Annotated in this window: 22 protein-coding genes and 1 pseudogene; 6 read left to right on the forward strand and 17 right to left on the reverse strand. The window is 74.7% G+C overall.

Annotated elements, in window-relative coordinates; genetic code table 11:
• Positions 1-579 carry a hypothetical protein gene (locus tag ABZZ79_RS18245; protein ID WP_356689943.1) on the reverse strand — a complete coding sequence of 193 codons (579 nt, stop codon included), beginning with the start codon at positions 577-579 and terminating at the stop codon, positions 1-3.
• Positions 580-613: 34 nt separating this feature from the next.
• Here ABZZ79_RS18245 and ABZZ79_RS18250 point away from each other — a divergent pair, with 34 nt between their 5' ends.
• On the forward strand, positions 614-1,168 hold the full coding sequence (locus ABZZ79_RS18250; protein ID WP_356689944.1) for a hypothetical protein: 555 nt from the start codon (positions 614-616) through the stop codon (positions 1,166-1,168).
• Between the two features lie 73 nt (positions 1,169-1,241).
• Here ABZZ79_RS18250 and ABZZ79_RS18255 read toward each other — a convergent pair whose 3' ends face one another.
• The 8 genes from ABZZ79_RS18255 to ABZZ79_RS18290 form a co-directional block, all read right to left on the reverse strand.
• A complete protein-coding gene (locus ABZZ79_RS18255) occupies positions 1,242-1,682 on the reverse strand; it encodes a hypothetical protein (RefSeq protein WP_356689945.1) in 441 nt (146 codons plus the stop codon).
• Entirely contained in the window at positions 1,679-2,386 is a 708-nt protein-coding gene (locus tag ABZZ79_RS18260; RefSeq protein ID WP_356689946.1) for a vWA domain-containing protein, read from the reverse strand. The genes ABZZ79_RS18255 and ABZZ79_RS18260 overlap by 4 nt, the downstream gene beginning before the upstream one ends.
• Before the next feature lie 49 nt (positions 2,387-2,435).
• Positions 2,436-3,671 carry a protein kinase gene (locus tag ABZZ79_RS18265; protein ID WP_356689947.1) on the reverse strand — a complete coding sequence of 412 codons (1,236 nt, stop codon included), beginning with the start codon at positions 3,669-3,671 and terminating at the stop codon, positions 2,436-2,438.
• Positions 3,668-3,862 (reverse strand): hypothetical protein, encoded by a 195-nt coding sequence (locus tag ABZZ79_RS18270; RefSeq protein WP_356689948.1) that lies wholly within the window; start codon positions 3,860-3,862, stop codon positions 3,668-3,670. The genes ABZZ79_RS18265 and ABZZ79_RS18270 overlap by 4 nt, the downstream gene beginning before the upstream one ends.
• A 48-nt stretch (positions 3,863-3,910) precedes the next feature.
• A complete protein-coding gene (locus ABZZ79_RS18275; protein ID WP_356689949.1) occupies positions 3,911-4,363 on the reverse strand; it encodes a hypothetical protein in 453 nt (150 codons plus the stop codon).
• Positions 4,364-4,900: 537 nt separating this feature from the next.
• On the reverse strand, positions 4,901-6,523 hold the full coding sequence (locus tag ABZZ79_RS18280) for a hypothetical protein (protein WP_356689950.1): 1,623 nt from the start codon (positions 6,521-6,523) through the stop codon (positions 4,901-4,903).
• Between the two features lie 63 nt (positions 6,524-6,586).
• Complete coding sequence (locus tag ABZZ79_RS18285; protein ID WP_356689951.1) at positions 6,587-8,905, reverse strand: hypothetical protein; 2,319 nt, start codon at positions 8,903-8,905, stop codon at positions 6,587-6,589.
• A gap of 249 nt (positions 8,906-9,154) precedes the next feature.
• Positions 9,155-9,553: a hypothetical protein gene (locus tag ABZZ79_RS18290; protein WP_356689952.1), complete on the reverse strand. Its 399-nt coding sequence runs from the start codon at positions 9,551-9,553 to the stop codon at positions 9,155-9,157.
• A 221-nt stretch (positions 9,554-9,774) separates the two neighbouring features.
• Between ABZZ79_RS18290 and ABZZ79_RS18295 the strand changes: the two genes are divergently transcribed.
• Together ABZZ79_RS18295 and ABZZ79_RS18300 are read left to right on the forward strand one after the other, a co-directional pair.
• On the forward strand, positions 9,775-10,938 hold the full coding sequence (locus ABZZ79_RS18295) for an exonuclease SbcCD subunit D (protein ID WP_356689953.1): 1,164 nt from the start codon (positions 9,775-9,777) through the stop codon (positions 10,936-10,938).
• Positions 10,935-13,916: an SMC family ATPase gene (locus tag ABZZ79_RS18300; RefSeq protein ID WP_356689954.1), complete on the forward strand. Its 2,982-nt coding sequence runs from the start codon at positions 10,935-10,937 to the stop codon at positions 13,914-13,916. Before ABZZ79_RS18295 ends, ABZZ79_RS18300 begins: the two co-directional genes overlap by 4 nt.
• An 88-nt stretch (positions 13,917-14,004) precedes the next feature.
• Here the strand turns inward: ABZZ79_RS18300 and ABZZ79_RS18305 are convergent, their stop codons facing one another.
• Entirely contained in the window at positions 14,005-14,451 is a 447-nt protein-coding gene (locus ABZZ79_RS18305) for an Lrp/AsnC family transcriptional regulator (protein WP_356689955.1), read from the reverse strand.
• Between the two features lie 172 nt (positions 14,452-14,623).
• Between ABZZ79_RS18305 and ABZZ79_RS18310 the strand changes: the two genes are divergently transcribed.
• Positions 14,624-15,130, forward strand: a complete 507-nt coding sequence (locus ABZZ79_RS18310) for a rhodanese-like domain-containing protein (protein WP_356689956.1) — start codon at positions 14,624-14,626, stop codon at positions 15,128-15,130.
• Positions 15,131-15,366: 236 nt separating this feature from the next.
• Here the strand turns inward: ABZZ79_RS18310 and ABZZ79_RS18315 are convergent, their stop codons facing one another.
• Together ABZZ79_RS18315 and ABZZ79_RS18320 are read right to left on the reverse strand one after the other, a co-directional pair.
• On the reverse strand, positions 15,367-17,058 hold the full coding sequence (locus ABZZ79_RS18315) for a DUF885 domain-containing protein (protein ID WP_356689957.1): 1,692 nt from the start codon (positions 17,056-17,058) through the stop codon (positions 15,367-15,369).
• Positions 17,059-17,091: 33 nt separating this feature from the next.
• Entirely contained in the window at positions 17,092-17,583 is a 492-nt protein-coding gene (locus ABZZ79_RS18320; protein ID WP_356689958.1) for an Lrp/AsnC family transcriptional regulator, read from the reverse strand.
• 73 nt (positions 17,584-17,656) lie between these two features.
• Between ABZZ79_RS18320 and ABZZ79_RS18325 the strand changes: the two genes are divergently transcribed.
• Positions 17,657-18,871: a PLP-dependent transferase gene (locus tag ABZZ79_RS18325; RefSeq protein ID WP_356690077.1), complete on the forward strand. Its 1,215-nt coding sequence runs from the start codon at positions 17,657-17,659 to the stop codon at positions 18,869-18,871.
• 106 nt (positions 18,872-18,977) lie between these two features.
• On the opposite strand, the gene ABZZ79_RS18330 is transcribed toward ABZZ79_RS18325, so the two are convergent.
• The 3 genes and pseudogenes from ABZZ79_RS18330 to ABZZ79_RS18340 form a co-directional block, all read right to left on the reverse strand.
• On the reverse strand, positions 18,978-20,402 hold the full coding sequence (locus tag ABZZ79_RS18330; RefSeq protein ID WP_356689959.1) for a GNAT family N-acetyltransferase: 1,425 nt from the start codon (positions 20,400-20,402) through the stop codon (positions 18,978-18,980).
• Positions 20,403-20,598: 196 nt separating this feature from the next.
• Positions 20,599-20,886 (reverse strand): annotated as a pseudogene (locus ABZZ79_RS18335) (PhoD-like phosphatase N-terminal domain-containing protein); the annotation flags it as partial.
• A gap of 148 nt (positions 20,887-21,034) precedes the next feature.
• Positions 21,035-21,865, reverse strand: a complete 831-nt coding sequence (locus ABZZ79_RS18340; protein WP_356689960.1) for an alpha/beta fold hydrolase — start codon at positions 21,863-21,865, stop codon at positions 21,035-21,037.
• A 340-nt stretch (positions 21,866-22,205) separates the two neighbouring features.
• Here ABZZ79_RS18340 and ABZZ79_RS18345 point away from each other — a divergent pair, with 340 nt between their 5' ends.
• Positions 22,206-22,967, forward strand: a complete 762-nt coding sequence (locus tag ABZZ79_RS18345; protein ID WP_356689961.1) for a GntR family transcriptional regulator — start codon at positions 22,206-22,208, stop codon at positions 22,965-22,967.
• A gap of 208 nt (positions 22,968-23,175) precedes the next feature.
• On the opposite strand, the gene ABZZ79_RS18350 is transcribed toward ABZZ79_RS18345, so the two are convergent.
• Positions 23,176-24,333 (reverse strand): ROK family transcriptional regulator, encoded by a 1,158-nt coding sequence (locus ABZZ79_RS18350; RefSeq protein ID WP_356689962.1) that lies wholly within the window; start codon positions 24,331-24,333, stop codon positions 23,176-23,178.
• Between the two features lie 99 nt (positions 24,334-24,432).
• Positions 24,433-25,098, reverse strand: a complete 666-nt coding sequence (locus ABZZ79_RS18355) for a response regulator transcription factor (protein ID WP_356689963.1) — start codon at positions 25,096-25,098, stop codon at positions 24,433-24,435.
• Positions 25,099-25,239: the final 141 nt, after the last annotated feature.

The following is a 25,239-nucleotide window of genomic DNA, read 5'->3' on the forward strand; positions in this document are numbered from 1 at the left end:
TCAGGACGGTGACGGCTCCTCGGTGAGGTCCTCCTCGCCGATCTGCCGGCCCGACTGGTAGACGGTCACGACCCCGTCGTGGATCTCGTAGCGGTACGGGCCGTTGTGTGCCACGTAGCCGGAGCCGGTCCGTTCGGCCTTCATGGCGATGCCCTTCTCCCGTCCGTCGCTGAACTCGCCGTAGTAGTACAGCGATCCGGATCCGGTCCGGCACAGGGTGATCTGCTTGTTTCCCGTGCGGAACGCCTCGACCAGCTCGGCGCCCGACCCGTCGGGCAGCTCGGCCGCGATCCGCTCCGGGCAGGCGGTCGCGCCCCGGGTGTCCGCGGTGGCGTCGGAGTCCGGGCCGCCGCCGCTCGTGTCCCAGTCGGCGGAGCAGCCGCGCCCGATCAGCGTGAGCAGGGCGAACACCATGAGCAGACCGAAACAGCCGCTCACACAGCCGTTCTTCTTCTTCGCCGGCCGGGGCGGGGCGGGGCGCACCCACGGGGGCGGCGTGGGCGTGGGCGCCGGGCTGGGGTGCGGGGGTGCCGGTGTGCCCGGCCGGTAGCCGGTGGTGGAGGACGGCGGGAAGAACACCGGGTCCACGGTGTACGGCGGGGTGGTGGCCCGGGTGCCCGAACCGCCCGTGCGGGTCGGCCTGGGCGTGGAGGACGAGGTCGGGGTGCGCGAGGTGGACGAGGGCCGCGAGGTCGGCGTGCGGGGCGTGGACGTGCCTGACGTGGACGTCCGTGATGCGGACGTCCGTGACGAGGAGGAGCCGGACGACGTGGGCGTCCTGCCGGATGCCGCCTTCTTGGTCGTCGGCCTGGGCGGTGTCGACTTCTTGGCGGCACCGCCCCCGGAGGACGACGGCTTCGGCGGGGTCTTCTTGGCCGCCGCCTTCCAGTTGGTGCCGCAGGCGATGCACGCCAGGTCGGTGCGGGCGTTGTTGGTGTCGCACTCCGGACAGCGCCAGTCGGCCGTGGGACGGCCGCCGCCGCTCGCGGGGCGCTTGGCGGCGGGCCGGGGCGCGCCGCCCGCCGGCGCGGCGCCCTTCCTGCCGCCCGTCGGAGCCGACTTCCTCGCGCGGGGCTTGTCCGCGGCGCCGGACGGTCCGGGGGAGGCGGCGCCCAGGCGCCGGGTGCCGCCGCACACCTCGCAGGACGTCTCGCCCGGGCCGTTGTAGCTGTCACAGTCCGCGCAACGCCAGTTGGCCGCCACGTCCTCCCGCCCTCCCTCTCATGTCGTCGCCGTACGGGTCAGCCGCCGGACTCGGCGATGTTCGCCATCACCGCGCCGAACAGCTCCTCGGACGCGGGCCCCGCAGGTGCCGCGATCCAGTCCGGCGAGTCCAGCGGCACCCGCTCCAGCGGGGCGGCCTCCTCGGCCGGCTCCGTCTCCTCCTCCTGGTGGGCCGGCAGGCGCAACCGCTTGCGCAGCAGTTCGGTCACCTCCTGCGCCTCCAGCAGCCGTTCGGGCGGTACGTCGGCCCTGACCACGACGAGTCCCGGCGTGAGGGGCACGTCCATCCGCAGCCGGAAGATCCACTGGTGGGTGCCGTCGGACTCCTGCGGAACCAGCCGCACCTCGACGCAACTCCGCGCGTCGCACTCGATGACGCAGTAGCCGTCCCAGGTGAAGCGAAGGTAGCCCTGCTTGAGCCAGTCCAGTCGGAAATCCGGCCACTGGACGTACGTCACAGGCTGTTCGCGATCGTCTCGATGATCTCGTCCATCTCGAACTCCTCCAGTCCCTCGCCCGCCTTGGAGGCGAAGTGCAGGGTGAGGTCCCACTCCTCGGCGATCGGGTCGGACCACGGGGCCTCGTCCGGCGCGAACAGCACCAGCCGCTTGGCCGACTGCTCCATCACCGCGGTCTGGCTGCGGGCGTATCCCCACTGCTCGAACAGCTCGTCCAGGTTGCGGGGGATGCCGTTCGGGTACGCCGGTGAGGCGGCGCCGACGGTGCCCAGGGCGTGGGCCGGCGCGTCGGTGAACATCACGATCACATGCCGTCGGCGGTCCAGGCCCCTCTCCCAGGGGGAGTTGATGGCCAGAGCGAGCGCCTCCAGCCCGGACTCGGGGATGTCGCCGCCGCCGATGGCGTCGATGCCCCGGACGAACTCCTGGAACTCCTGCGCCTGCGCGGGCAGATGGAGGAAGCCGGTCTGCTCCAGGGGCGCCGCCGCGGTGTCGCCGAAGTCGCGGAAGGCGATGACCTTCAGCCGGAGCTGGCTGATCGCCTTGCCCTTCTTGGCCATCACGTCGTTGAGCCGGTCGTGGAACTGCAGGGCGCTCGCCTTGACGTTGTCGAGGACGGGGAACATGCTGCCCGTCGCGTCGACGCAGAGCACGATGTCGACGGCGTACTGCAGATTGCCCTGGTACTGCTCGATGTTGCTCATGCCTGGCCTCCTGGGATGGAACGGGTGTGCGGCGTGGGTGCGTCGCGGGTCAGTCGCCGGTCGGCCGGCGTGTGTCGCGGTTGCCGAGGTTGATCCGCACGCGGGACGAGCGGGGTGTGCCGGTGCCGGAGGACGGTGTGGGCTCCGCGGGTGCCGGGGGCGGCGGGGCCGCCTTCGCGGGCGTCTCCGGCGGCGGCGCGGGACGCTCCTCGGCGGGGGCGGGCGGCGCGGGACGCGGCCGTCCGGAGGTGCCGAGGTTGGCCTTGATCCGGCTGGGGCGGCGTCCGGCTCCGGTGGGCGCGGCTTCGCCGGTCCCCGCCTCGGAGGGCCCGGTCGGGCGCGGAGTCCCGTCGGGCGTCCGGGGCCTGGGAGTGGTGGTGCCGGGCCTGCGGTGCTGAAGGGCGCACACCTTCGGATCGGAGAGTTCCTTCAGGAACGACGCCATGGGCGGGCGGCTGCCCGGCGCGCGGGACGTCATGGCGCGCAGCAGCTCCAGCATGGTGTCCGACAGCCGGGTGTCCAGGTCGAGTTGCTCGCCCGCGTTGATAGCGTCGGCGGGTGAGCCGTACCTCGGGTCGTGGTGCGGGCGATCGCCCGTGAGGTACTGGTGGGTCATCAGGCCGAGCGCGAACACGTCCACCGCGCAGGTGAGATGCTCCGGCCCGGTGGCGGTGTCGCCCTGCATGTAGCGGCGCCACTCGGGAGCCCCGTACAGGGAGTCGCCGACCACGGCCTCGGGCGCCGGCGGGTCGCCGGAGACGTAGGAGTCGTCGAAGTCGATCAGCTTGGCGGTGTGGAAGGCGGCGCCCTCGCGCTTTTGCACGAGGACGTTCAGGGGCTTGAGGTCGCCGTGCACGATGTCGATGTCGTGCAGCTGCTTCAGGCTCATGCCCAGCGTCTTGAGCAGCACCATCTTCTGCCGCGGCTCAAGGCTCTGCGGCTTCTCCAGGCTGGAGGTGTCGATCCGCTCGGTCACCTTGTAGAAGGTGCTGCCCTCGTGGAAGAAGTCCGTGGCCAGCACCAGGTTGCCGCCGCCTCTGGCGTCCGGGCGCAGCCGCTTCATGATCGTGCGGTGGCGGTCCTCGAACTCCCGGGCCACCTCGCGGCGGATGCGCACGCTCTGGCTGTCCGCGGCGTCGTCGCGGGGCCGCTTGGGCTCCAGGAACCGCTTCACGAAGTACTGATGACCGGCCTTCTCGGCGAAGGCCCAGATGCATTTCCCGCCGTTGGCGTTCGTGGGCTCGCTGATGATGCGGTAGCCCCCGATGACATCGCCCAGTCTCATGCGCGCTCCTCGGGTGCGGCGGGCAGACGGATCTCGTAGCCGCGGCGGTAGTCGCGCCAGGTGTCGTCCTGCCAGGCGCGGATCCTCTTGTTCAGCTCCACGGCGTCCTCGGGCGGCGCCGCGGCCTCCCCGGCACCGGGGGAGTGCCGGTCCAGGCCGCGCGGCCGTGTGCGGACGTAGCGCTCGTGCACGACGCCGAGGCGAGGGGCGAAGCGGGCCCGCAGATGCTCGAAGTTCTCCTAGCCGAGCGCGACGAGCGCCAGCGACGCGTCGTCCGCGGTGTAGCTCTCCACGTCACGGCGGATCAGGTCGGCCCACTCGCCCACGGTGCCCGCCTCGTGCAGGCCGCGCAGCAGGACGGCCTCGAAGTCGGCGGGCGTGTGCACATAGCCGAAGAACCCGTCCGTGGCGACGACCAGGACACACGGCAGCCGGTGGGTGAGCGGATGGCTGTCGATCTCGAAGTCCCGGTCGGCGCACACCACGTTCGTCATCGGCGGGTCGCTGCGCAGGAGTTCCAGCGTGTCGCTCTCATGGGTGTGGTCACGGGTGAGCACCTGGAGCCCGGCGTCGGGCGTGAGCAGATACGCGCGGGAGTCGCCCGCCCACAGGGGCCGCAGCCGCACCTCGCTCCCGCCCTCGGGCACGTGGTAGTGCACCGCCGCCAGCGTGGTGGGCAACTGGCGGCGCATGGTTCCGCCGATCTTGCTGTGCCGTTGCGGGGCCGTCGCGAGGAAGTACCGCAGGTACTGGTGGAGCTTCTCCGGCCTCCGGCTCCACGACCTCCGGGGCCGTGTCGCGGAACCAGCAGTCCGTCGCCAGCCGCGCCACCCGCGCACCCACCCAGGCGCCGGTGCGGGCCGTGCCGTCCGGCGCCGTCCACACGGGTGCCGCGCCCGCGCCGCCGGACCCGTCGAACACGGCCAGCAGACCCTGCCGGCTCGGCAGATGGTGGGCGACGAACGGCTCCGCGTCCTCCCCGCGTCCCGGCACCCGTTCCGTCCACACGGACAGCGCCGGCATCCGCTGGTCCTCGCACCAGATCCGGCGGGAGACGGGCGTGGCCACGGGTTCGAGCTCGGGCTCGGGCTCCGTCCGCGGTTCCCCTGAGGCCCGGGGACCCTCGGCGGCCCGTGGACCCTCGGCGGCCCGGGGATCCCGGGCGGGCGGCTTCTCCGCGTACCAGGGCGGGGCCCCGGCCGGGGCCCGGAGCGAGTGTTCCTGCTCGGTCAACGCCGCTCCCCACCTTGTGCGCCGGCTCCGGAACCGTCACCGCGCGGCCGTTTGGCGGTACCGCGCACCCGGCTCACGCGCACAGCGGTGCCCTCGCCGGGTCCGTCGTGGCGGCCGCCGGTCGTGCCGTCGGGCTCGCGCTCGCCGGGGCGGTTGCCCTCGGCGCTCCGGGACCCGCGGTCCCCGCGCTCCCGGCCGCCGAGTTCGCCGGCCGCCGTGGTGCTGCCGGTCGTGCCGTCGCCGGGCCCGCCCTCCGTCGTACCGCCGGACCGCCGCTCGCCGCGAGGGCTCCGCGGCGAGCCACCAGGCCCCCGGTCGCCGAGGCCGCTCCCCAGGAGGCGGCCGGGCTCGCGGTCGGAGCGACCCTCGCGCCCGCTGCCGCCGAGGCCGTCGGCGTCCCAGCGGGTCCGGCCGCCGCCGGGGCGGCCGTCCGTCCCGGCGGCATCCGAGCGGCGTCCCGCGACGGGCTCCCGGTCGGCGGGGCGCCGGGAGCCGGGCCTGTGCGCGTCACCGGTGCGTCCCTCGAAGCCTTCGGGCAGCGGCTCGTCGTCGGGGGGACCGGCGGAGGCGGCCGCGCGGGCGACGGTCCGTCGCGGGCGGGCCGGGGGCGCGGTGTCGCGGGCGTACCCGCCTCCCGGGCCGCGTTCCGCGTCCCGTTCGTGCGCGTCGCCGTGCCGCTCCCGCACCACCTCGCCTCGGAGCGGCTCGCGTTCTGGGCCGCTCTCGCGTTCGTCGGTGCCGCTCTCCAGCGCACGGGTCGCGGTACCCCGCAGCCGCCCGCGGCGGGTCGCGGTCTCGAACAGCTCGTCGCCGTCGCGCAGCACCTCTTCCAGGACCGCGCGCTCCAACTCGGCCTGTTCGAAGGGCTCGCGGTCGGCGTCACCGCGCTCCAGGACCATCCGCATGACCTCGCGGCGGACCTCCCGCTTCTCCGCCTCGCCCTTCTCGAACCAGGCGAGCGCGGCCCGCGGGCCCTCTCGCTCCATGATCTCGGCCAGCAGCCCGTCGACGCCCTCCTCGCGGATCATCTCCACATGGCGTCCGCGGCGCATACGGTCCAGCCGGGTCTCCCGTACGACGTCCCGGAACTCGCGCCCGCTGGCCGTGACCTCGTCCTCGTCGACGAGGAGTTCGATCTGGATGTCGCGCAGCCGTACCGCGTCGTCGCCCCTGAACCCCGCCAAGGCGGAGTTCAGCGCGATCTCGGCCTCGTGGAACTCGGAGATGTCGTAGTCCCGGGCGACCGAGCGCAGGGTCCTGCGCAGATGGCCGTACAGGGCGCCGCTCATGTCGCGGATGCCTCGCGAGACGACCTCGGCGGGGTCGGCGACCGAGCACACCAGGTCGACCCGGCTGCGGAACGAGAACGTGGCGTCGCGGCTGAGCACCGGGATGTCCAGGAGCAGCCGGTGCTCGGTCATGTCGACCGTGACCATGGTGTGGTACGCCCCGAAACGCGAGGAGGGGATCTCCTCGCCGCTGCGGACCGTCAGCGAGGGGCCGCTGTCACGGACCAGGACCAGGGCCCGGCCGGGAGCCGGCGGCCGCAGCGGGTTGACCAGCCGCCATCTGGGCACGTCTTCGCTGTTCAGCACGGGGTCGTAGGTCTGTTCCTCCATGTCTCCCCCTCTCCTTCGTGGTGTCGGTTGCGGACGGCGCGCCGAGGCGGGCGCGCGGGTGGATCAGCGGCCGCGGTCGAGCGTGCGCAGCAGCCGGGCGGCATTGGGCGACGGGTCCTCCCGGGCGTCAGCCCACCTCTCCAGCCACCACAGCAGCCGCTCGCGGTGCCGGCCGGGCCGCCGGGCGACGGACACCAGCAGCGCGCCGACGGCGTCGAGGCCACCGGGGGCGGCGTCGGCGTACTCGTCGATCCAGCCGCGCAGCGCTTCGAGCGCCGGGTCCTGCACCGGCCTGCGGGCCAGGGCTCTCGCCCACAGTTCCGCGAGCCGCTCGTGGTGGAGGGGCAGTTCGGACAGCAGGACGGGGACGCCGGGCACGCGTTCCGGCTCGCTGCCCGGCCCGGCCGCGGCCAGGACGGGCGGTTCGTAGGGCCGGGACACGGCGAACACGAACGCGGACAGCGTCTTGACGACCATCGGGGACAGGTCCTGCGGTTGTGACCAGTCCAGGTACGCGTCCAGGAGTTCCCCCGTCCGCCCCTGGTGGATCAGATGGAGGCCGCCCCAGGCCACCGAGGGGAGCGTGCCCCAGTCGTCTCCGCGGTCCAGCGCCCGGTGCAGCACCGCGACGGCCCGCTCCGGCGCGGTCCGGCCGAGGAGTCCGCCCACCGTGTCGGCCGCGGTACCGGCCAGCCGCCGCTGATGGGCCGAGGTGCCACCGCCCGCCCACTGGTCCAGCAGCTTCCACACGGCCTCGGCTGTCTCGGGGCGGCTGCCCGCCACGCTCAGCGCGGTGGCGGCGGCCTGCCGCAGGGGCCAGGAGGTGCCGCCCGCCCAGGTGGTGAGGAAGCGGTGCACGGCGTAGTGCGGATCGGCCAGGGCCAGCACCCCCGCCGCGACGGCGGCCCGCGCGCGTACCTCGAGGTCGCGATGGCCGAGCAGCGTCCGCAGCCAGTCCAGCAGGGCGTCGCGCTGTCCGTCGAGCGCGGTCCAGGCGTAGGCGAGGATGACCTGGCCGAGCAGGGCGTTGCGGAACCGCAGGCGGGGCGGGCCGGCCGTCAGGTCGTCGGCGGCGGGCAGATCGAGGCGGATCCACTGCTGTTCGTGTCCGAGCCGGTCGCCGAACCGCAGGGCGGGCGGGGCCGGGTCGGGTTCGGTGAGCGCCGCCCGCAGCCGGATCGCGGCGTCGGCGACCGTGAGGTAGCCGCACTCCTCCAGCACGGCCGCGGCGAGCGCGAAGGACACGGCCTCCGGGTCGCGGTACCGGTCGAACCAGGCACGGACCTGGGCGCTCGGGTCGCGCAACCGGGCCACGGCGGCGGCCACGTCCCCGTCCGTGCGGATCACGGACGCCAGCCGGGCGGCGTTGCGCGCGGCTGGCTGCTCGCGCAGCGCTGTCGCGGCGCCGCTGCGCTCCAGCAGGGCGCGCAGGTCGGCCTGGGCCCGCGCGCTGCCGCCGTGCCCGAGGACCCGGCGCTCGACGACGGCCAGGGGATCGACGGGTCCGAGCGTGTGCCGGGCCACATGGTCGGCGCCGGGTCCGGCCGTGAGGATCTCCAGGTCATGGCCGCCGGTGAGGACCAGATGACAGTCGGCCGCGCGCAGCGCCGCCACAACCGCCGCCCACCGGTCCGTCGCGCGCGAGCCGCCGGTGCCGGACTCGGCGGCCAGGCGCTCCACCGCGGCCGGGCCGTCGTCGAGGGCGGCGAGATACCCGGAGTGCTTCACCGGCGGCTGCCAGCCCGCCGTCAGGATGACCGAAGGCGTCTGCAGCCGGTGACAGCCGCCCGCGCCGCCGCCGTCCAGGACCATCGCCTCGGCGAGCAGATTGACGGCGGCCGCCTCGCGCCCGCTGCCGGGCGGTCCGGTCAGCACCAGCAGCCGCCGCTCGCGCAGGGCGTCCACGGCCTCGTCGTAGCCGTCGGGCTGGACGAACAGTTCGGTGTGGTCGGCGAGTTCGGTCTCGTCCAGGGCGGCGACCTCCGTGCCGCCCCGCCGTGCGGTGCCGCGGCCGGCGTCGCCGGAGTGGAAGCCGCCGCCGAAGCTGACGCTGTCGTTGAACAGGGCCAGGGTGCCGATACGGGTGCCGGAGGCGTCGGCGTTGAGCCGCCGGGCGATCTCGTCGGCCAGCGCTCCCGCGCGCAGCGCCTCCGACCGTTCGGCGTCGTCGCGCCCGGCTCCCGAGGCGAGGGCGCGCAGCGCGTCCTGCTCGCTGACCGGGCCGTCGTGGTCCTCGCCGCCGGCCTGCGGCCCGGCGGCCGGTGGCGTGCCGTCCCGCGGCGGGTCCTCCGGGGCGTCCCGCGGCGGGTCCTTCGGGGTGTCGTCGACGGTGGCCGCACGGCGCTCGGGCCGCGGGCTCCTGGCGGAGCTTTCCTCGCTCATGCTGTGCTCTTCGGCCTTCGGATCAATGGCTGTGTTCCGGTCACGCGCCGGAGTCCTGTCGTGCGCCGCCCCCGGGGCCCCGGTCGCGCGCCCCCGGGGTGCGGCCGTAGGCCCGCCGTGACTCGGTCGTGAGCCGCCCCGTGAGGGTCGTACGCCCCGTCCGCGGACCGCCACGCGCGCGTGCCCGCACGGCACTGTCCGGCGAGGAGAGGCGCGGCTCGCAGCCCGTACGGGCGTGGGCCGGGGCCTCTACGACGTCGTCCAGTCGCCCCGCACTTCGACCTTGCCGTTGAACACCTGGGCGTTCTTGATCAGAGCCGCGCTGATCTGCGCCCCGCCGCGGCCCTGCGCGGCGACGGCCTCGTCGACCAGCCGGCGCATCTCCGCCTCGAAGGCCGAGTCCAGCAGCATGTGCGCGGCGAGCTGGCGTTCCAGGGTCTGCCGAGCGCTCTCGTCGTCGGGTGCGCCGGCCACCCGCTCCAGGGCGTCCTCGGCGTCGGAATGTCCGCGGAACCGCGTGCGGATCCGCTCGACCAGGCGGGCCCCGCCGGCCCAGCCCGACCGCCCGGCCTCCTGGCCCGCCGACTCCAGTGCCCCCTTGACCACGAGCGCGACACCTGCCGCCGCCACGGCCGTCACCGGATCCATAACTTCGTCCCCCGTACTTCCCGTCCGGACCGGGCAGTCAATGTAGGCCACCGGGAAGGGCCCGCACGTGCTTCTTCTCACATTGGCCGAAACCCGACGAACGGCAACCACAATCTGCCCGTCCGGGCCCCGCGTTGACGAGCCGACGGCCGAACGCCCGGAACAGACATCACTGGAGTTGCCGCCCGTGATGTCAGACCCGGCCGTTAACCTCGGGGATCATGAGGCTCCTGCACACTTCCGACTGGCATCTCGGCCGGGCGTTCCACCGGGTGAACATGCTCGGTGCCCAGTCCGAGTTCATCGGCCACCTCGTCGCGACCGCGCGCGAGCGCGAGGTGGACGCGGTGGTCGTGGCGGGAGACGTGTACGACCGGGCGGTGCCGCCGCTCGCCGCGGTGGAGCTGTTCGACGAGGCCCTGCACCGGCTGGCCGGTCTCGGCGTCCCCACGGTGATGATCTCCGGCAACCACGACTCCGCGCGACGGCTCGGCGTGGGGGCCGGGCTGATCGGGCGCGCGGGCATCCATCTGCGGACGGACCCGGCCGCGTGCGGCACGCCCGTGGTGCTGCCGGACGCCCACGGGGACGTCGCCTTCTACGGACTGCCGTACCTCGAACCCGCCCTGGTCAAGGACGAGTTCGCAATCGAGCGGCCGGGGCACGAGACCGTGCTCGCGGCAGCCATGGACCGGGTCCGCGCCGACCTCGCCACCCGCGCGCGGGGCACGCGCTCCGTCGTCCTGGCGCACGCGTTCGTCACCGGCGGCGAGGCCAGCGACAGCGAGCGGGACATCGCCGTCGGCGGTGTGGCCGCCGTCCCCGCCGGTGTCTTCGACGGCGTCGACTACGTGGCGCTGGGGCATCTGCACGGCTGCCAGACCATCACCGACCGCGTCCGCTACTGCGGCTCCCCGCTGCCGTACTCCTTCTCCGAGGCGGGCCACCGCAAGAGCATGTGGCTCGTCGAGCTCGACGCCCGGGGCGCGGTCGCCGCCGAGCGTCTCGACTGTCCGGTGCCCCGCGCGCTGGCCAGGATCAGGGGAACCCTGCAGGACCTGCTCGCCGACCCGGCCCTCGCCCCGCACGAGGACGCCTGGGTCGAGGCCACCCTCACCGACGCCGTGCGCCCGGCTGACCCCATGGCCCGGCTCGCCGAGCGGTTCCCGCACACCCTCAGCCTGGTGTTCGACCCCGAGCGCACCCCCGACGACCCGGACGTGTCCTACGCCCGGCGCCTGGCGGGCCGCAGCGACGAGGAGATCGCCGAGGACTTCGTGGCCCATGTGCGCGGCGCGGGTCCCGACGAGCGGGAGCGGGCCGTGCTGCGGGACGCCTTCGACGGCGTGCGCGTGGACGCGGCCGTGCGGGAGGTGGCCCGGTGAGGCTCCACCGCCTGGCACTGACCGCCTTCGGCCCCTTCGGAGCCTCCCACACCGTCGACTTCGACGCCCTGTCGGCCGCCGGGCTGTTCCTGCTGCACGGCCCCACCGGAGCGGGCAAGACCTCCGTCCTGGACGCCGTCTGCTACGCCCTCTACGGCTCGGTGCCCGGCGCCCGCCTCGGCACCGCCCTGCGCAGCGACCACGCCGCGCCCGCCGCCCGTACGTCCGTGACGCTCGAACTGACCGTCGCCGGGCGGAGGCTGGAGATCACCCGGCAGCCGCCCTGGGAGCGGCCCAAGAAGCGCGGCGCCGGAACCACCCTCGACAAGGCCCAGACCTGGCTGCGCGAGTACGACGCCACCGCCCGGGCCTGGAAGGACCTCAGCCGGTCCCACCAGGAGATCGGCGAGGAGATCACCCAGCTCCTCGGCATGAGCCGGGAGCAGTTCTGCCAGGTGGTGCTGCTGCCCCAGGGCGACTTCGCGCGGTTCCTGCGCGCGGATGCCGAGGCCCGGGGCCGGTTGCTCGGGCGTCTCTTCGACACCCAGCGCTTCGCCGACGTCGAGAAGCGCCTCGCCGAACGCCGCCGCGGCGCCGAGGCCGGTGTGCGCGAGGGGGACGCCGCGCTGCTCGCGGACGCGCACCGCATGCAGCAGGCCGCGGGCGCCGCCATGGAGCTGCCGGAGCTGGCGCCGGGCGAGCCGGGCCTGGCCGAGGCCGTGCTGAGCGCGGCGGCCGTCGCCCGCAGCACCGCGCGCGAGCAGCTCACCGTCGCCCGCTGCGGCCTCGCCGCCGCCGAGTCCGCCCAGGCCGCCGCCGAGCGCGCCCTGGCCGACGTACGGGAAACCGCGCGGTTGCAGCGGCGGTTCGCCGATGCGGGCGAGCGGGCCCGGCTGCTTCAGGAGCGGTCCGACGCCCACCGGGCGGCCCAGCGGCGCATGGAACGGGCCCGCAAGGCGGAGGCCGTCGCGCCCGCCCTCGACCTGCGCGACGCCACCGACACCGAGCACCGCCGGGCCGCTGCCGCCGAGGCACACGCGCGTGCGCCGCTGCCCGGCCATCTCGCCGACGCGGGCGCGGCCGGGCTCGCCGTCGCCGCCCGCCGGGCCGCCGAGGAACTGGGCGGGCTGGACTCGGCCCGGCGTGCCGAGCAGCGGCTCGCCGAACTGCGCGCCGAACGCGCGGGACTGGACCGGCAGGAGCGCGCCGACGAGGACGTCCTCGCCGAGGCCGACGGCTGGCTCGCCGGCTGGGAGACCGGCCGCGCCGCCCTCCAGGCCCGGATCGACACCGCGCGGGAGGCCGCCACCCGCGCCGAGCAGCTCGCCGTGCAGCGCGAACCGGCCCGGCGGCGGCTGGACGCCGCCGTGCGGCGCGACCGGTTCGCCGCCGACACCGACGCCGCCCAGCGGCAGGCCCTGGCCTCCGCGCAGCGCGCGGTCGAGGCGCGCGCCCACTGGCTCGACCTCAAGGAGCAGCGGCTCACCGGCATCGCCGCCGAACTCGCCGCGAACCTCCGCGCCGGCGAACCCTGCGCGGTCTGCGGCGCAACCGAACACCCCGCGCCCGCCCGCAAGGTCACCGGACACGTGGACCGTGAGGCCGAGGAGCACGCGCTCGCCGCCTCCCAGCGCGCCGAGGAGAACCGCGCCGAGGACGAGCGCCGACTCGGCGCGCTGCGCGAGGCACTGGCCGCCGCCACCGCCGAGGCCGGCGACAGCACCGCCGCCCGGCTCGGCGAGGAGGCCGAGGAACTGGAGCGGCAGTACACGCGGGCCCGCGGCGAGGCCTCCGCCCTGCACTCCGCGCAGGAGGACCTGCGCCGGTCCGAGGAGGAGCACCGGCGCCGCACCGAAGCCCGCCAGCAGGCCGCCCTCAGGTCCGCCTCCCGCGTGGCCCGCCGCGACGCCCTGGAGCGGGAACGAACCGCGCTGGAAGGCGAGTTGGCCGAGGCGCGGGGCGCCCTGGACAGCGTGTCCGCGCGCGCCGCGCAACTGGAGCGGCAGGTCGCGCTGCTGGACGCCGCCGCCGAGGCCGCCCGCGCCGCCGAGGACGCCGCCCAGCGGCTCAAGGACGCCGACGCCCGGCTCGCCGACGCCGCCTTCCGGGCCGGGTTCGACACCCCGCAGGCCGCCGCCGACGCGCTGCTCGACGACGCCGCCCACCGCGATCTGCAACGCCGCCTGGACGCCTGGCAGCTGGAGGAGGCCGCCGTACGGTCCGTGCTCGCCGAGGCCGACACCGCGGCGGCCGCCCAGCAGCCGCCCGCCGACCTCGCGGGCGCCGAGGGGCATGCCGCGGAGACGGCCCGGCGGCTGCGCGCGACCGCCTCCGCGCGGGACGCGGCCGCCCGGCGCTGCACCGAGATCGACCGGCTGTCCGAGCGTGCGGCCGCCGGGGTGCGCCGGCTCGCCCCGCTGCGCGAGGAGCACGACCGCGTGGCCCGCCTGGCCGCCCTCGCCGCGGGCACCTCGGCCGACAACGAGCGCAAGATGCGTCTGGAGTCCTACGTCCTGGCCGCCCGTCTGGAGCAGGTGGCCGCCGCGGCGACCGCACGGCTGCTGCGGATGTCCTCCGGCCGCTACACCCTCGTCCACTCCGACGACCGCTCCGGGCGCGGCCGCAGCGGACTCGGCCTGCATGTCGTCGACGCCTGGACCGGGCGCGAGCGGGACACCGCGACCCTGTCGGGCGGCGAGACCTTCTTCGCCTCCCTCGCCCTCGCCCTCGGCCTCGCGGACGTCGTCACCGACGAGGCGGGCGGTGTGCGCCTGGACACCCTCTTCATCGACGAGGGCTTCGGCAGCCTCGACGACCAGACCCTCGACGAGGTCCTGGACGTCCTGGACTCCCTGCGTGAACGGGACCGCAGTGTCGGCATCGTCAGCCATGTGCCCGACCTGCGGCGGCGGATCCACGCCCAGCTGGAGGTCGTCAAGGGCAGAGCCGGGTCGACGCTGCGCCAGCGCGGTCACTGACCCGGAGGACGGCCGGAGCCGTCCGGTCACCGGCCGGGCGGACGGCGGGGAGCGCGGCACCGGCCGGGCGGTCAGCGAGGGGGCGCGGTCACTGGCCCAGCGGGCGCCGGGGGAGCGGTGAGGAGTAGACGACGCTGGTCGTGACCGAGCCCAGCGCGCCGATCTTGCCGGACACCTCTTCGAGATGCCGCATCGAGCGGGCGGCGACCTTGATGACGAAGCAGTCGTCGCCCGTGACGTGGTGCGCCTCCAGGATCTCCGGCGTCACCGCGACCAGGTCGTGGAAGGGCTTGTAGTTGCCGCTGGGGTAGCGAAGGCGGACGAACGCCAGGATCGGCAGGCCCAGCCGGTCGGGGTCCACGACGGCGGAGTACCCCCGGATGACCCCCGCCTCCTCCAGTCGCCGCACCCGCTCGGTGACCGCGCTCGCGGACATCGCCACCGCACGGGCCAGCTCGGCGAAGCTGGCCCGGCCGTCGCGCTGGAGGACGTCGAGGATGCGCCAGTCGGTGGCGTCCGGGGAAAAAGCGGTCATCCCCGATGGATAGCAGGGGAATCCCCGGCCGATCAAGGCCCACGCCGTGGAACGGCACTTCAGGAAGATGATCAACGACCGTAGATTTCTGGTCATCGGACAGCGCTGCCGCGAGACGACGTCGTCGCCCGGACAGCACTGTCGTGGGACAGCCCTGCAGAAAGGGTCCGCGATGACCACCGCCGCCGCCAACCCCGCCGCCGCCAACCCCGCCGCCGCCAGCCCCGTCCTGCGCGTCGCCCCGGCCGCCCCGGCCGAGGCCGCCGCCTACTTCCGGGCGAGCCTCGTCTTCCACGCCGACGTCTCCGACGTGGCCGCCGCCCTGGCCGCCGGTGGCGACCCCGGGTTCGTCGTGCTGGACTCCCGCTCCACCGCCTCCTGGGACCAGGGCCATGTCCCCGGCGCCGTCCACCTGCCGACCGCGCTGATCCCCGAGCAGGCCGAACAGCTCCTCGACAGGTCCGTGCCCGTCGTGACGTACTGCTGGGGCCCCGGCTGCAACGGCGCCACCCGCGCGGCCCTCGCTCTCGCCGAACTCGGCTACCAGGTCAAGGAGATGCTCGGCGGCTTCGAGTACTGGGTGCGTGAGGGCTTCGAGTACGAGACCTGGGAGGGCCGCGAGCGCAGGTCGGCCGACCCGCTGACCGCCCCCGCGGACGCGGAGGACTGCGGCTGCTGAGCGACGGCGTGCGGCAGGGCTCGGACCGCGCCGCCGCACTTGCCTCACCGCCGGGGCACGGGGTGGCCCGGGTGGCCCGGGTGGCCCGGGTGGCCCGGGCGGTCCCGCGTCAGGGGCGCGGCAGGGCCCGGACCGCGCCGCCGCACTCGCCTCACCGCCGGGGCACGGCGTGGCCCGGGCGGTCCCGCGTCACGGGTGCGGCAGGGCCCGGGAGCCCCGCCGCACCCGTCCGCGCGTCAGAGCGCGGCCAGCTCGTCCACCAGGTCGTCCAGACCCAGCGACCCCTGGGAGAGCGCGGCCATGTGCCAGGCCTTGAGGTCGAAGGCCTCGCCGTGCCGCTCGCGGGCCTTCTCACGGCCGAGCAGCCAGGCACGTTCGCCCAGCTTGTAGCCGATCGCCTGGCCCGGGATCGTCAAATAGCGGGTCAGCTCGCTCTCCACGAAGTCCGCCGGGCGGCTGCTGTGGGCGCCGAAGAACTCCTGCGCCAGCTCCGGCGTCCAGCGCCCGCCCGGGTGGAAGGGCGAGTCCGCCGGGATCTCCAGTTCCAGGTGCATGCCGATGTCGACGATCACCCGGGCCGCGCGCATCATCTGCGCGTCCAGGTAGCCGAGCCGCTCCTCCGGGTCGGTGAGGAAGCCCAGCTCGTCCATCAGCCGCTCCGCGTACAGCGCCCAGCCCTCGGCGTTGGCGCTGACCCCGCCGACGGTGGCCTGGTAGCGGGAGAGGTTCCCGGCGACGTACGTCCACTGCGCGAGCTGGAGGTGGTGGCCCGGCACGCCCTCGTGGTACCAGGTCGAGACGAGGTCGTAGACCGGGAACCGGGTCAGCCCCATGGTCGGCAGCCAGGTGCGGCCCGGCCGCGAGAAGTCCTCCGACGGCTGGGTGTAGTAGGGCGCGGCCGCGCTGCCGGGCGGCGCGATGCGCGACTCCACCTTCCGCACGGGCTCGGCGAGTTCGAAGTGCGTGCCGTCGAGCGCCTCGATGGCCTGGTCCATCAGGCCCTGCAGCCAGTCGCGGACCTCGTCGACGCCCTCGATGTGCCGCCCGTGCTCGTCGAGGTGCGCGAGCGCCACCCACGGGGTCTCCGCGCCCGGCAGGATCTTCTCGGCCTCCTTGCGCATCTCGCCGAGCAGCCGGTGGTACTCCGCCCAGCCGTAGGCGTACGCCTCGTCGAGATCCAGGTCCGTGCCGTTGTAGTAGCGCGACCAGCGGGCGTAGCGCTCGCGGCCGACCGGGTCCGGCGCGCCCTCGATCGCCGGGACGTACACCGCCCGCATCCAGTCCCGCAGCGCCACCACGGCCGCGGTCGCGCCCCGCGCGGCCTCGTCCAGCTCGGCGCGCAGCGACTCGGGTCCGGCCGCGGCGAAGTCCTCGAACCAGCCGCGGCCGTGGCCGTCGGTGTCCACCCACTCGCCGAGCTGCTCGACGAACGTGGCCGTCGGGCGGGGGCCCGCGTACAGCTTCCGCTCCAGGCCCAGGGTCAGCGACTCCCGGTAGCCCGCCAGTGCGGCCGGCACCCCGCGCAGGCGCTCGGCGATCGCCGCCCAGTCCTCGTCGCTCCCGGTGGGCGTGACGGTGAAGACCTCGCGCACGGAGTGGGCGGGCGTGCCCATGTTGCCCACGGCCCGCAGGCCCTCGTCGGCCTCGTGCACGGCGAGTTCGGCGGTCAGGCGCTCGCGCAGCAGCCGGGCGCACCGGCGCTCGATGTCGCTGTCGGCGCCGGGCCGCCGCTCGGCCTCGTCGAGCGCGGCGAGGGTGGCCCGCTGAAGCGCGGCGAGCGCCTCCTGGCCCGCGGGCGAGAGGTCGGGCAGCTTGCTCGAACTCTCCTTGACGCCGAGGTAGGTACCGGTGACCGGGTCGAGGGCGACGAGGTCGTCGACATAGGCGTCGGCGACCTCACGGGGCAGCGGGCTCGTGGAGTCTGACATGCGGACCATCCTCGTACGGCGGCCCGGCGCGCGTCACCCCGATTGCGCCGAGGGCGAAGGCGGCAGCAGCGGCCCGCAGTCCCAGCGCTGGAAGATCAGCCGGGTCTCCACCCGGGCCACCTCCCGGTGGGCGGTGAACCCGTCCAGCACCAGCCGCTGGAGGTCGGCCATGTCCGCCACGGCGACATGGACGAGGTAGTCGTCGGGGCCCGTGAGATGGAAGACGGTCAGCGACTCCGGCAGCGCCCGCACCCGCTCGACGAACGGACCGACCAGTTCCCGCCGGTGCGGCCGGACCTGTACCGACAGCAGCGCCTGGAGGCCGCGGCCCAGCCTGGCGGGATCCAGCCGCAGCTGGTGCCCGAGGATCACACCGGCCCGCCGCAGCCTGGTCACCCGGTCCAGGCAGGTCGAGGGGGCCACCCCCACCTGGGCGGCGAGGTCGCGGTAGGTGGTCCGGGCGTCGTTCTGCAGCAGGCTCAGCAACTGAAGATCGACCGGATCCAGTACGACAGATTCGGCCACCCGCCGAACGTAGCACGGCGTTCGAATCCTGTGACCCGGTCGGTGTTCACCCTGTCCGTTCATGGACACCGACATGGACACGTTCAAGGGCTCCGCCACCCCGGCGCCCGTCACCCGGCCCGCACCCCGGGCCCTGGCCACCGAGGCCGTGCACGCCGGCCGCGACGATCTCGCGCGCCAGGGGCTGCACGCCCCGCCGATCGACCTGTCCACCACCTACCCCTCCTACGACAGCCGCGGCGAGGCCGCCCGGATCGACGCGTTCGCGCAGACCGGCGCAGAGCCGGACGGCCCGCCGGTCTACGCCCGCCTGGGCAACCCGACCGTCGCCCGGTTCGAGACCGCCCTGGCCCGGCTGGAGGGCACCGAGTCCGCCGTCGCCTTCGCCAGCGGCATGGCCGCCCTCAGCGCGGTGCTGCTGGCGCGGGCGTCCATGGGCCTGCGCCACGTCGTCGCCGTGCGCCCGCTGTACGGGTGCAGCGACCATCTGCTGACCGCGGGGCTGCTCGGCTCCGAGGTCACGTGGACCGACCCGGCCGGCATCGCCGACGCGCTGCGGCCCGACACCGGCCTGGTCATGGTCGAGTCGCCGGCCAACCCGACGCTCGCGGAGGTCGACCTGCGGGCCGTCGCCCACGCCTGCGGCTCGGTCCCGCTGCTAGCCGACAACACCTTCGCCACGCCGGTGCTCCAGCGTCCCGCCGAGCAGGGCGCCCGTCTGGTGCTGCACAGCGCCACCAAGTACCTCGGCGGTCACGGTGACGTCATGGCCGGGGTCGTGGCCTGTGACGAGGAGTTCGCCGGGCGCCTTCGGCAGATACGTTTCGCCACCGGCGGTGTGCTGCACCCGCTGGCCGGCTATCTGCTGCTGCGCGGCCTGTCCACCCTGCCGGTCCGGGTGCGCGCCGCGTCCGACAGCGCCGCCGAGCTGGCCCGCCGGCTCGCCGCCGACCCGCGCGTGGCCCGGGTCCACTACCCGCGCATCGGCGGCGCGATGGTCGCCTTCGAGGTCCACGGGGAGCCGCACGAGGTGATCGCGGGCGTCCGCCTGATCACCCCGGCCGTGAGCCTGGGCAGTGTCGACACCCTCATCCAGCACCCCGCGTCCATCAGCCACCGCATCGTCGACGCCGACGACCGCCGCGGCGCCGGCGTCTGTGACCGGCTGCTGCGCATGTCGGTGGGCCTGGAGGACGTCGAGGACCTGTGGGCGGACCTGGACCAGGCGCTCGGGCGGCCCGGCCGGTCCGCGGGCGCGGCCCGGGTCGAGGCCGTGACCGGGGTCTGACCCGAGGCGCGCACGGCGTGGCGCGTTCCGTCCGGCGCGCCCCGCACCGAACAACGAACGGCCCGGCGCATCCCGCGCCGGGCCGTTCGTGCCGGGTGACCGTGGCTCAGTCCCGCACGCTCCACTCCTTCGGCACGTCATACGGCAGCCGCGAGGTGACCGGCGTGGCGTCCAGGCGGGCGGTGATCACCAGCGTGCCCTCCTCGATCTGATAGTCCAGCGGAAGACCCAGTCCCCGCATCGCGGAGACCATGCCGGTGTTCGAGGCCCGCGTCACCGCGTACACGCTGTCGCAGCCCGCCTCGACGGCCATCGTCACCAGCCGGCCGAGCAGCTCCGCGCCGACGCCGCGGCGCTGCCACTCGTCCTCGACGAGCAGCGCGACCTCCGTCTCGTCACCGTCCCACAGGAGGTGACCGAGTCCCACGATGCGCCCCGAGCGCGTCTGCGCGGCGAGGGTCCGGCCGAAGCGCGGGCTGAGCAGGTGGTTCAGATAGCGGTCGGCGTCCTTGACCGGCCCGTGGTAACGCATGCTCAGGGTCCGCTGCGAGCACCGCTCGTGCATCGCCTTCGCGGCTTCGACGTCGGGGATGTCGGCCCGGCGCACGGTGATCGCCTCGCCCTCCGGCAGCGTCAGCACGTCCTGGCCGCGCGGCACCCGCGGACCGAGCCGCGCGTCCAGCTCCACCAGCGCCCGCGCCCGCGCGAACTCGGTCGGGGTGAACGGCAGATACGGCCGCTCCACGGTGATCGTTCCGCCCTCGGGCGCGCTCAGACGCATCACGGTGTCCTCCAGCGCGCCCTCCACCGGACCCGCGCCTTCGTCGGCACCGGCCGGCGGCGCGGCGGGCAGCGAGCGGATCGTGCAGCGGCCCAGCAACTGCCGCAGTGCCAGGGGGAGTTCGGAGGTGTCCAGGGCCGTGCGGGTGGCGAGTCCGAGCACCCGGGTGGGCGCGTCGACCAGGTCATGGGGGTCGGCCCGCTCGATCCAGGTGTGCGCGCCGCCCGCCTCGGACACCGCGCGGGTGATCTCCGCCGCGGTGAGCGCGCCGGGCGAGCGAAGCAGGAACTCGTCGACGGTGTCGGCGCCCAGCGGGTGCGTCTGAAGGGTGAGGATGTCGACCCCGCGCCCGGCCAGGGAGGTGCACAGTGCGGCCAGCGAACCGGGGGTGTCCTTCACCGTCGTCCGCATCCGCCACAGGGTGCTCCGCCCGGCCGCGTCCTCGGCGGACGGTCCCGACTGCCCGGCCTGCCGCTCGGTGGAGCGCGGCCGGGCATCGGTATGGCTCGTGGGAGGTTCGTGGCCGTGCCTGCGGGCCCACCAGACGTGGAACGTGGCCGTGGCGAGCAGGACGACCGCGGAGATCGCCAGCAGTGCCGGTCCGTCCGGGCCGTGCCCGATCAGGTTGGCCACGGCGTCCGCGACCGCGACGGCGGTGAACAGGGCGGCGAGTTCGACCACGTCGCGCCGCCAGTGGTGGACGGGGCGGCCGTGCCGCGCGCGCGTGACTTCAGAGACTTTCTGCTTCATGACGCCACTCTGAAGGAGCGGTGTTGCGTGATCACGAACGCTTTGTGACCGATGGGTAAAGCATGCTTCCGCACGTTTTATTGCTTGTTTGACCGTTTCGCGATCAGGTAACTCGGCCCCGGCGTCCGCCGGGTGCCGCACACCGGGGGATGACGCCGGTGCGCGGCACACGCTCAGAGCGTACGGCAGTCACTGAGTCGGTGTCCGGGCCGACCAGCGGACCCTGTCGTCCGCGCGGGTCGCGGAACGACTCCGTCGCCGCCGTCTCCACGATCACCCGGGCCGGACGGTCCGAACGGACCCACACCAGCGCCGAGTCGGTTCCCACGTCGCCGCTCCGCGCACCCCACCGCGCGCCGGGGCGGCCGGACAGGGCGAGGGCCGGTGCCGCGCCGAGCCCGGCGGGCAGGGTGAGGGCCGCGGACGCGGCGACGGAGCCGCGCGGAACACCGCGACGGCCCGGGGACAGGGGACTCTCGGACATGGTGGGGCCTTCCGGGACGGGGAACCGCGGCCGGCGTGCCCTGCCACACCTACTGGTACGCCGCGGCGCACACGCGAACCGCGAGTGAACAACTCCCCGCCGGGGCCGCCGATCCGACGCGCCGTCACCCCGCCGCGCGCCCGCCCCCTCAGCGGCTGCCGTCCAGGATGACGCGGGCCACCAGCGCCGGGTCGTCGTTCATCGGCACATGGCCGCAGCCCGGCAGCCGGATCAGCCGGGCCTTGGGGATGACCCCCTTGGCGCGCACGCCCTGCCGGGGCAGCAGCAGACGGTCCTTGGTGCCCCAGGCCACGGTGACGGGGATGCCGGGTACGTCGTCCGAGAACCGTATGTCCGTGCCCGCGCGCAGCGTGTCGGTGAAGCCGGTGGCGTTGACCAGGGCGAGCGTCTCGGCGACCACGGCCTCCGGTGAACGGCGGGCCGGGCGGGCGTAGATCGTGCTCGTCAGGACCGCCCGGCCGGCCGCCGAGCGGGACAGCCGCTCGACGAGCGGCAGGGGCAGCCGCCGCGCGCTGTGCCGCATCGCCAGCAGCACGCCGAACGCGTAGCGCCGCTCGGCCTGGCTCCAGAAGCCGGCCGGGGACAGGGCGGTGACGGACCGCACGCGCTTCTCCCGGCCCAGCTCCAGGGCGAGCAGACCGCCGAGCGAGTTGCCCGCCACATGCGGGCGGTCCAGGTCCAGCGCCTCGCACAGCGCGCCGAGCGCGGCGTTGGTGGTGGGCAGGTCGTAGGCGAGGCCGTCCGGCAGCGAGGGGGACACGCCGAACCCGGGCAGGTCGACGGCGATCACGTCCCGCTCGGCGGCCAGGATGTCGACGACCGGGTCCCAGGCCTGCCGGTGATGGCCGATGCCGTGCAGCAGGAGCAGTGGCTCGCCGCTGCCCACGCGCGCGTAGGACACGGTCACGGACCGCTGCCCCTGGGGCGAGGGGACCTCGAAGGTGACAGTGGCGGACATGAGCGGCTCCCTTGACTCCGACCGGCGCTTGGCGGACAGCTTGTCAGCGTTTGCTACTCGTGGGTAGCCCCGGGTCGCGCGCCCGGCGGTTCCGGCAACGCGCGCGGGGCGGCGACGCGTTGACCTCGGCGACGGAGGTTCTGCCGTCATGTCACGAATGCGGCCCTGTGCGAATGCGCCATGAACGCTCCGCCGCCGCTGCCCCACCTGCCGTCGAGGGGATCGAGGATTGGTCTTGACCAAGGGTGGGGGCCGCCCTATGGTCGCAGATAAGTGCAACAACCTTTAATAAACAAGGGCGCTAAAACGCCGCCGGATCACGGCGATTGCGGAGGACAGGGTGGGGACCCAGCAGCTGGAATCGGTGCCGGAACCGAAGTACTGGCACCTCAGGACCGTGCTCACCGAGGCACTGGACTCCGAGTTCGCGGTGGGGGAGATCCTGCCCAACGAGCGCGATCTCGCGGCCCGGTTCGGCGTCGCCCGCGCCACCCTGCGGCAGGCCCTGGAACAGCTCGAACTGGAGGGCCGGCTCCAGCGCCGCCGTGGTGTCGGCACGACGGTGGCCCCGCCGCGCGTGGGGGTGGCCGTGGGCGGCGAGCAGGACTCCTGGCCGGGCGGCCCCGGGGACGCCTGGCAGCCCGTCGACTGCGTCCTGGATGTCCCGCCCGCGGCCGTCGCGGCCGCCCTGGAGACCGCCGCCGACGAGCCGGTGCACACCGTGCGCCGCATCCGCGTGACCCACGGCCAGCCGGTCGCCGCCGAACTGCTGCACATCCCGGCGTCCTCGGTTCCCGCCCTGTCCGGCATAGACGCCCCCTCGGGCGCGGCACGCGCGCGTGCGGTGCTGCGCGAAATCCAGCGCCTGGAGCTGGAGGGCCGCGAGAACGCCGTCGAGCTGGGCTCGGCCCGCGCCGACGACGCCAAGGAGCTGGACCGGCTGCCGGGCGCGCCCGTCCTCGTCGTCACCACCCGGTTCCTGGCCGCCGGGCGCACCGCCGCGCTGTCCGTCGCGACCTACCGCGCCGACACCTGCCGGCTCACCTTCGGCGACTCGGGCCGCGTCGAGATCCACGAGGACCCGCAGCGCCAGGCGTCCTGAGCGCCAGGTCTCCCGAGAGCCAGGTGTCCTGAGCGTCAGACGTCCGTGACCGGCGAGGCTTCCCACCGGTGCCCTTCCCCCACGGGGCACCGCTGCCCGCCGGCGGCGTCCCTCCTCATAGGGCGCCGGAGCTCCTCGTCAGTGCCCCGGGGGCGCCGTTCGGCGTCGCCGGGCACGGCCGGTCAACGCCGTGAAGGCAGGGCGCGCGTCACCGCCGGGCCGTGACCGTGCCCTCCACCGCGAACAACTGCTCCTCCACATGGTCCAGGGCCAGCCGCACCGCGCCGGTCGCCACGGCCGCCTCGCCCAGCAGCGACAGCGCCACCCTCGGCGGCCGCAGACAGTAGCGGGCCAGCTCACGCCGCAGCGGTTCGAGTACGTCGTCCAGGCCGGCCGCCCAGCCGCCGATCACGACCAGCTCCGGGTCCAGGGCCAGCGCCAGCGCCGCCACGTCGTGCACGAGCCGCTGGATGAAGCGGTCGACCGCCGCGCGGGCCCCCTCGTCACCCCGGCGCGCCCGCGCGAAGACATCGGCGACCGCCTGCTCGTCCAGCGGGTGCAGCGGCTCGTCCGTCGTGGACAGCAGCTTCTCCGGCGTGACCTCCCGCCCGAGCAGATGCAGGGCGCCGATCTCCCCGGCCGCCCCGCCGTAGCCGCGGTGCAGTCGTCCGCCGATCAGCGCACCCGCCCCCGGGCTCAGCCCGGCCAGCACGAACACCACGTCGTCCGACTCGGTCGCCGAGCCCTTCCAGTGCTCGGCGACCGCCGCGGCGTTCGCGTCGTTCTCCACCAGCACCGGGCACTTGAAGGAGCGGCTCAGCCGCTCGCCCAGCCGCAGCCCCGTCCACCCGGGCAGCGCGGTGCCCAGCCTCACCGTGCCGTCCGCCTCGACGATGCCGGGCGTGCCCACGCCGACCGCCCGCACCGACGCCCGCGGGACACCGGCCCGGCGCAGCAGCTCCGCCACCGCGCCGCGTACCCGCTCCAGCCGCTCGTCCGCGTCGACCGTCTCGTCGACCTCCTTGGCCTGGGCGCCCAGCACCCGGCCGTCCAGATCGGCGAGGAGCGCGGCGACCCGGTGCACACCGATCTCCAGCCCCAGCAGATGGCCCGCCTCGGCCCGGAACCGGAACCGCCGCGCGGGCCGCCCCTGCCGCCGGGTGGCACCCTCCTCGGCAGCCTTCTCGACGACCAGACCGGCCTCTATGAGTCCCTCGACGACACCCTCGACGGTCGGCCGCGACAACCCGGTGACCCGGGTGATCTCCGTGAGCGTCGCGCAGTCGGTGGCACGCAGCGCGTGCAGCACCACCGCGGAATTGATCCTTCGCAGCAGCGAGGGATCCCCGCCGGTCAGCCGCCCCACCGTCCGTCCTCCCAGCTCGTGCGCGTGTTGGCCGGATGTTACTCGGCACGACCGACCCCGGCGAGTGCCGGAGCTGTTGGTTCCGGGTGAAGCCCGGTATCACCCGGGCGAGACGAACCCCGACTCGTACGCCACGATCACCGCCTGAGTGCGGTCGCGTGCCCCCAGCTTCGCCAGTACGGCACTGACGTGCGACTTCACGGTCTCCGCGCCCACGGTCAGCCGGAGCGCGATCTCCGCGTTCGACAGCCCCCGCGTCATCAGCCGCAGCACCTTCGCCTCGCGCTCGGTCAGCCGGGCGCGCTCCAGGGCGGCCCGCGCCGCGGGATCGCCCTCCCCGGCAGCGCCGTACTCGGCGGCCAACTGCCGTACCGAGGCCGGGAACAGCAGCGACTCGCCCGCCGCGATCAGCCGTACCGCGTGCACGATCTCCGCCGGCCGGGCCCGCTTCAGCAGGAACCCGTCGGCACCGGCCCGCAGCGCGTCGTAGACGTACTCGTCGTTCTCGAACGTCGTCACGACGAGGATCTTCGGCGGCTCGGGCACCGTCCGCAGCACCGCGCGCGTGGCCTCGATCCCGTCCAGCAGAGGCATCCGCACGTCCATCGCGACCACGTCCGGCCGCAGTTGACGCACCAGCGGAATCACCGCCGCCCCGTCCGCGGCCTCCCCGACGACCTCGATGTCGGGCTGGGCGTCCAGCACGGCCCGCAGACCCGCGCGGACCAGCGGCTCGTCGTCGACGAGAAGAACGGAGACGGGCATCCGGCCAGCCTAGTGCCCTGGCAGGCGACGCTCGCCACGTCGCGACGCCCGGCACGCCTCTCGTCCCCGGGAACAAACCCGAGTCATCCAGTACGAGGGCCCGCACCCGGCCCTCCCCCGGAGAGGGACCGCCAGAGCACG

Origin of the sequence: Streptomyces sp. NPDC006458, assembly GCF_040612135.1 — a bacterium.
Classification (GTDB): Bacteria; Actinomycetota; Actinomycetes; order Streptomycetales; family Streptomycetaceae; genus Streptomyces.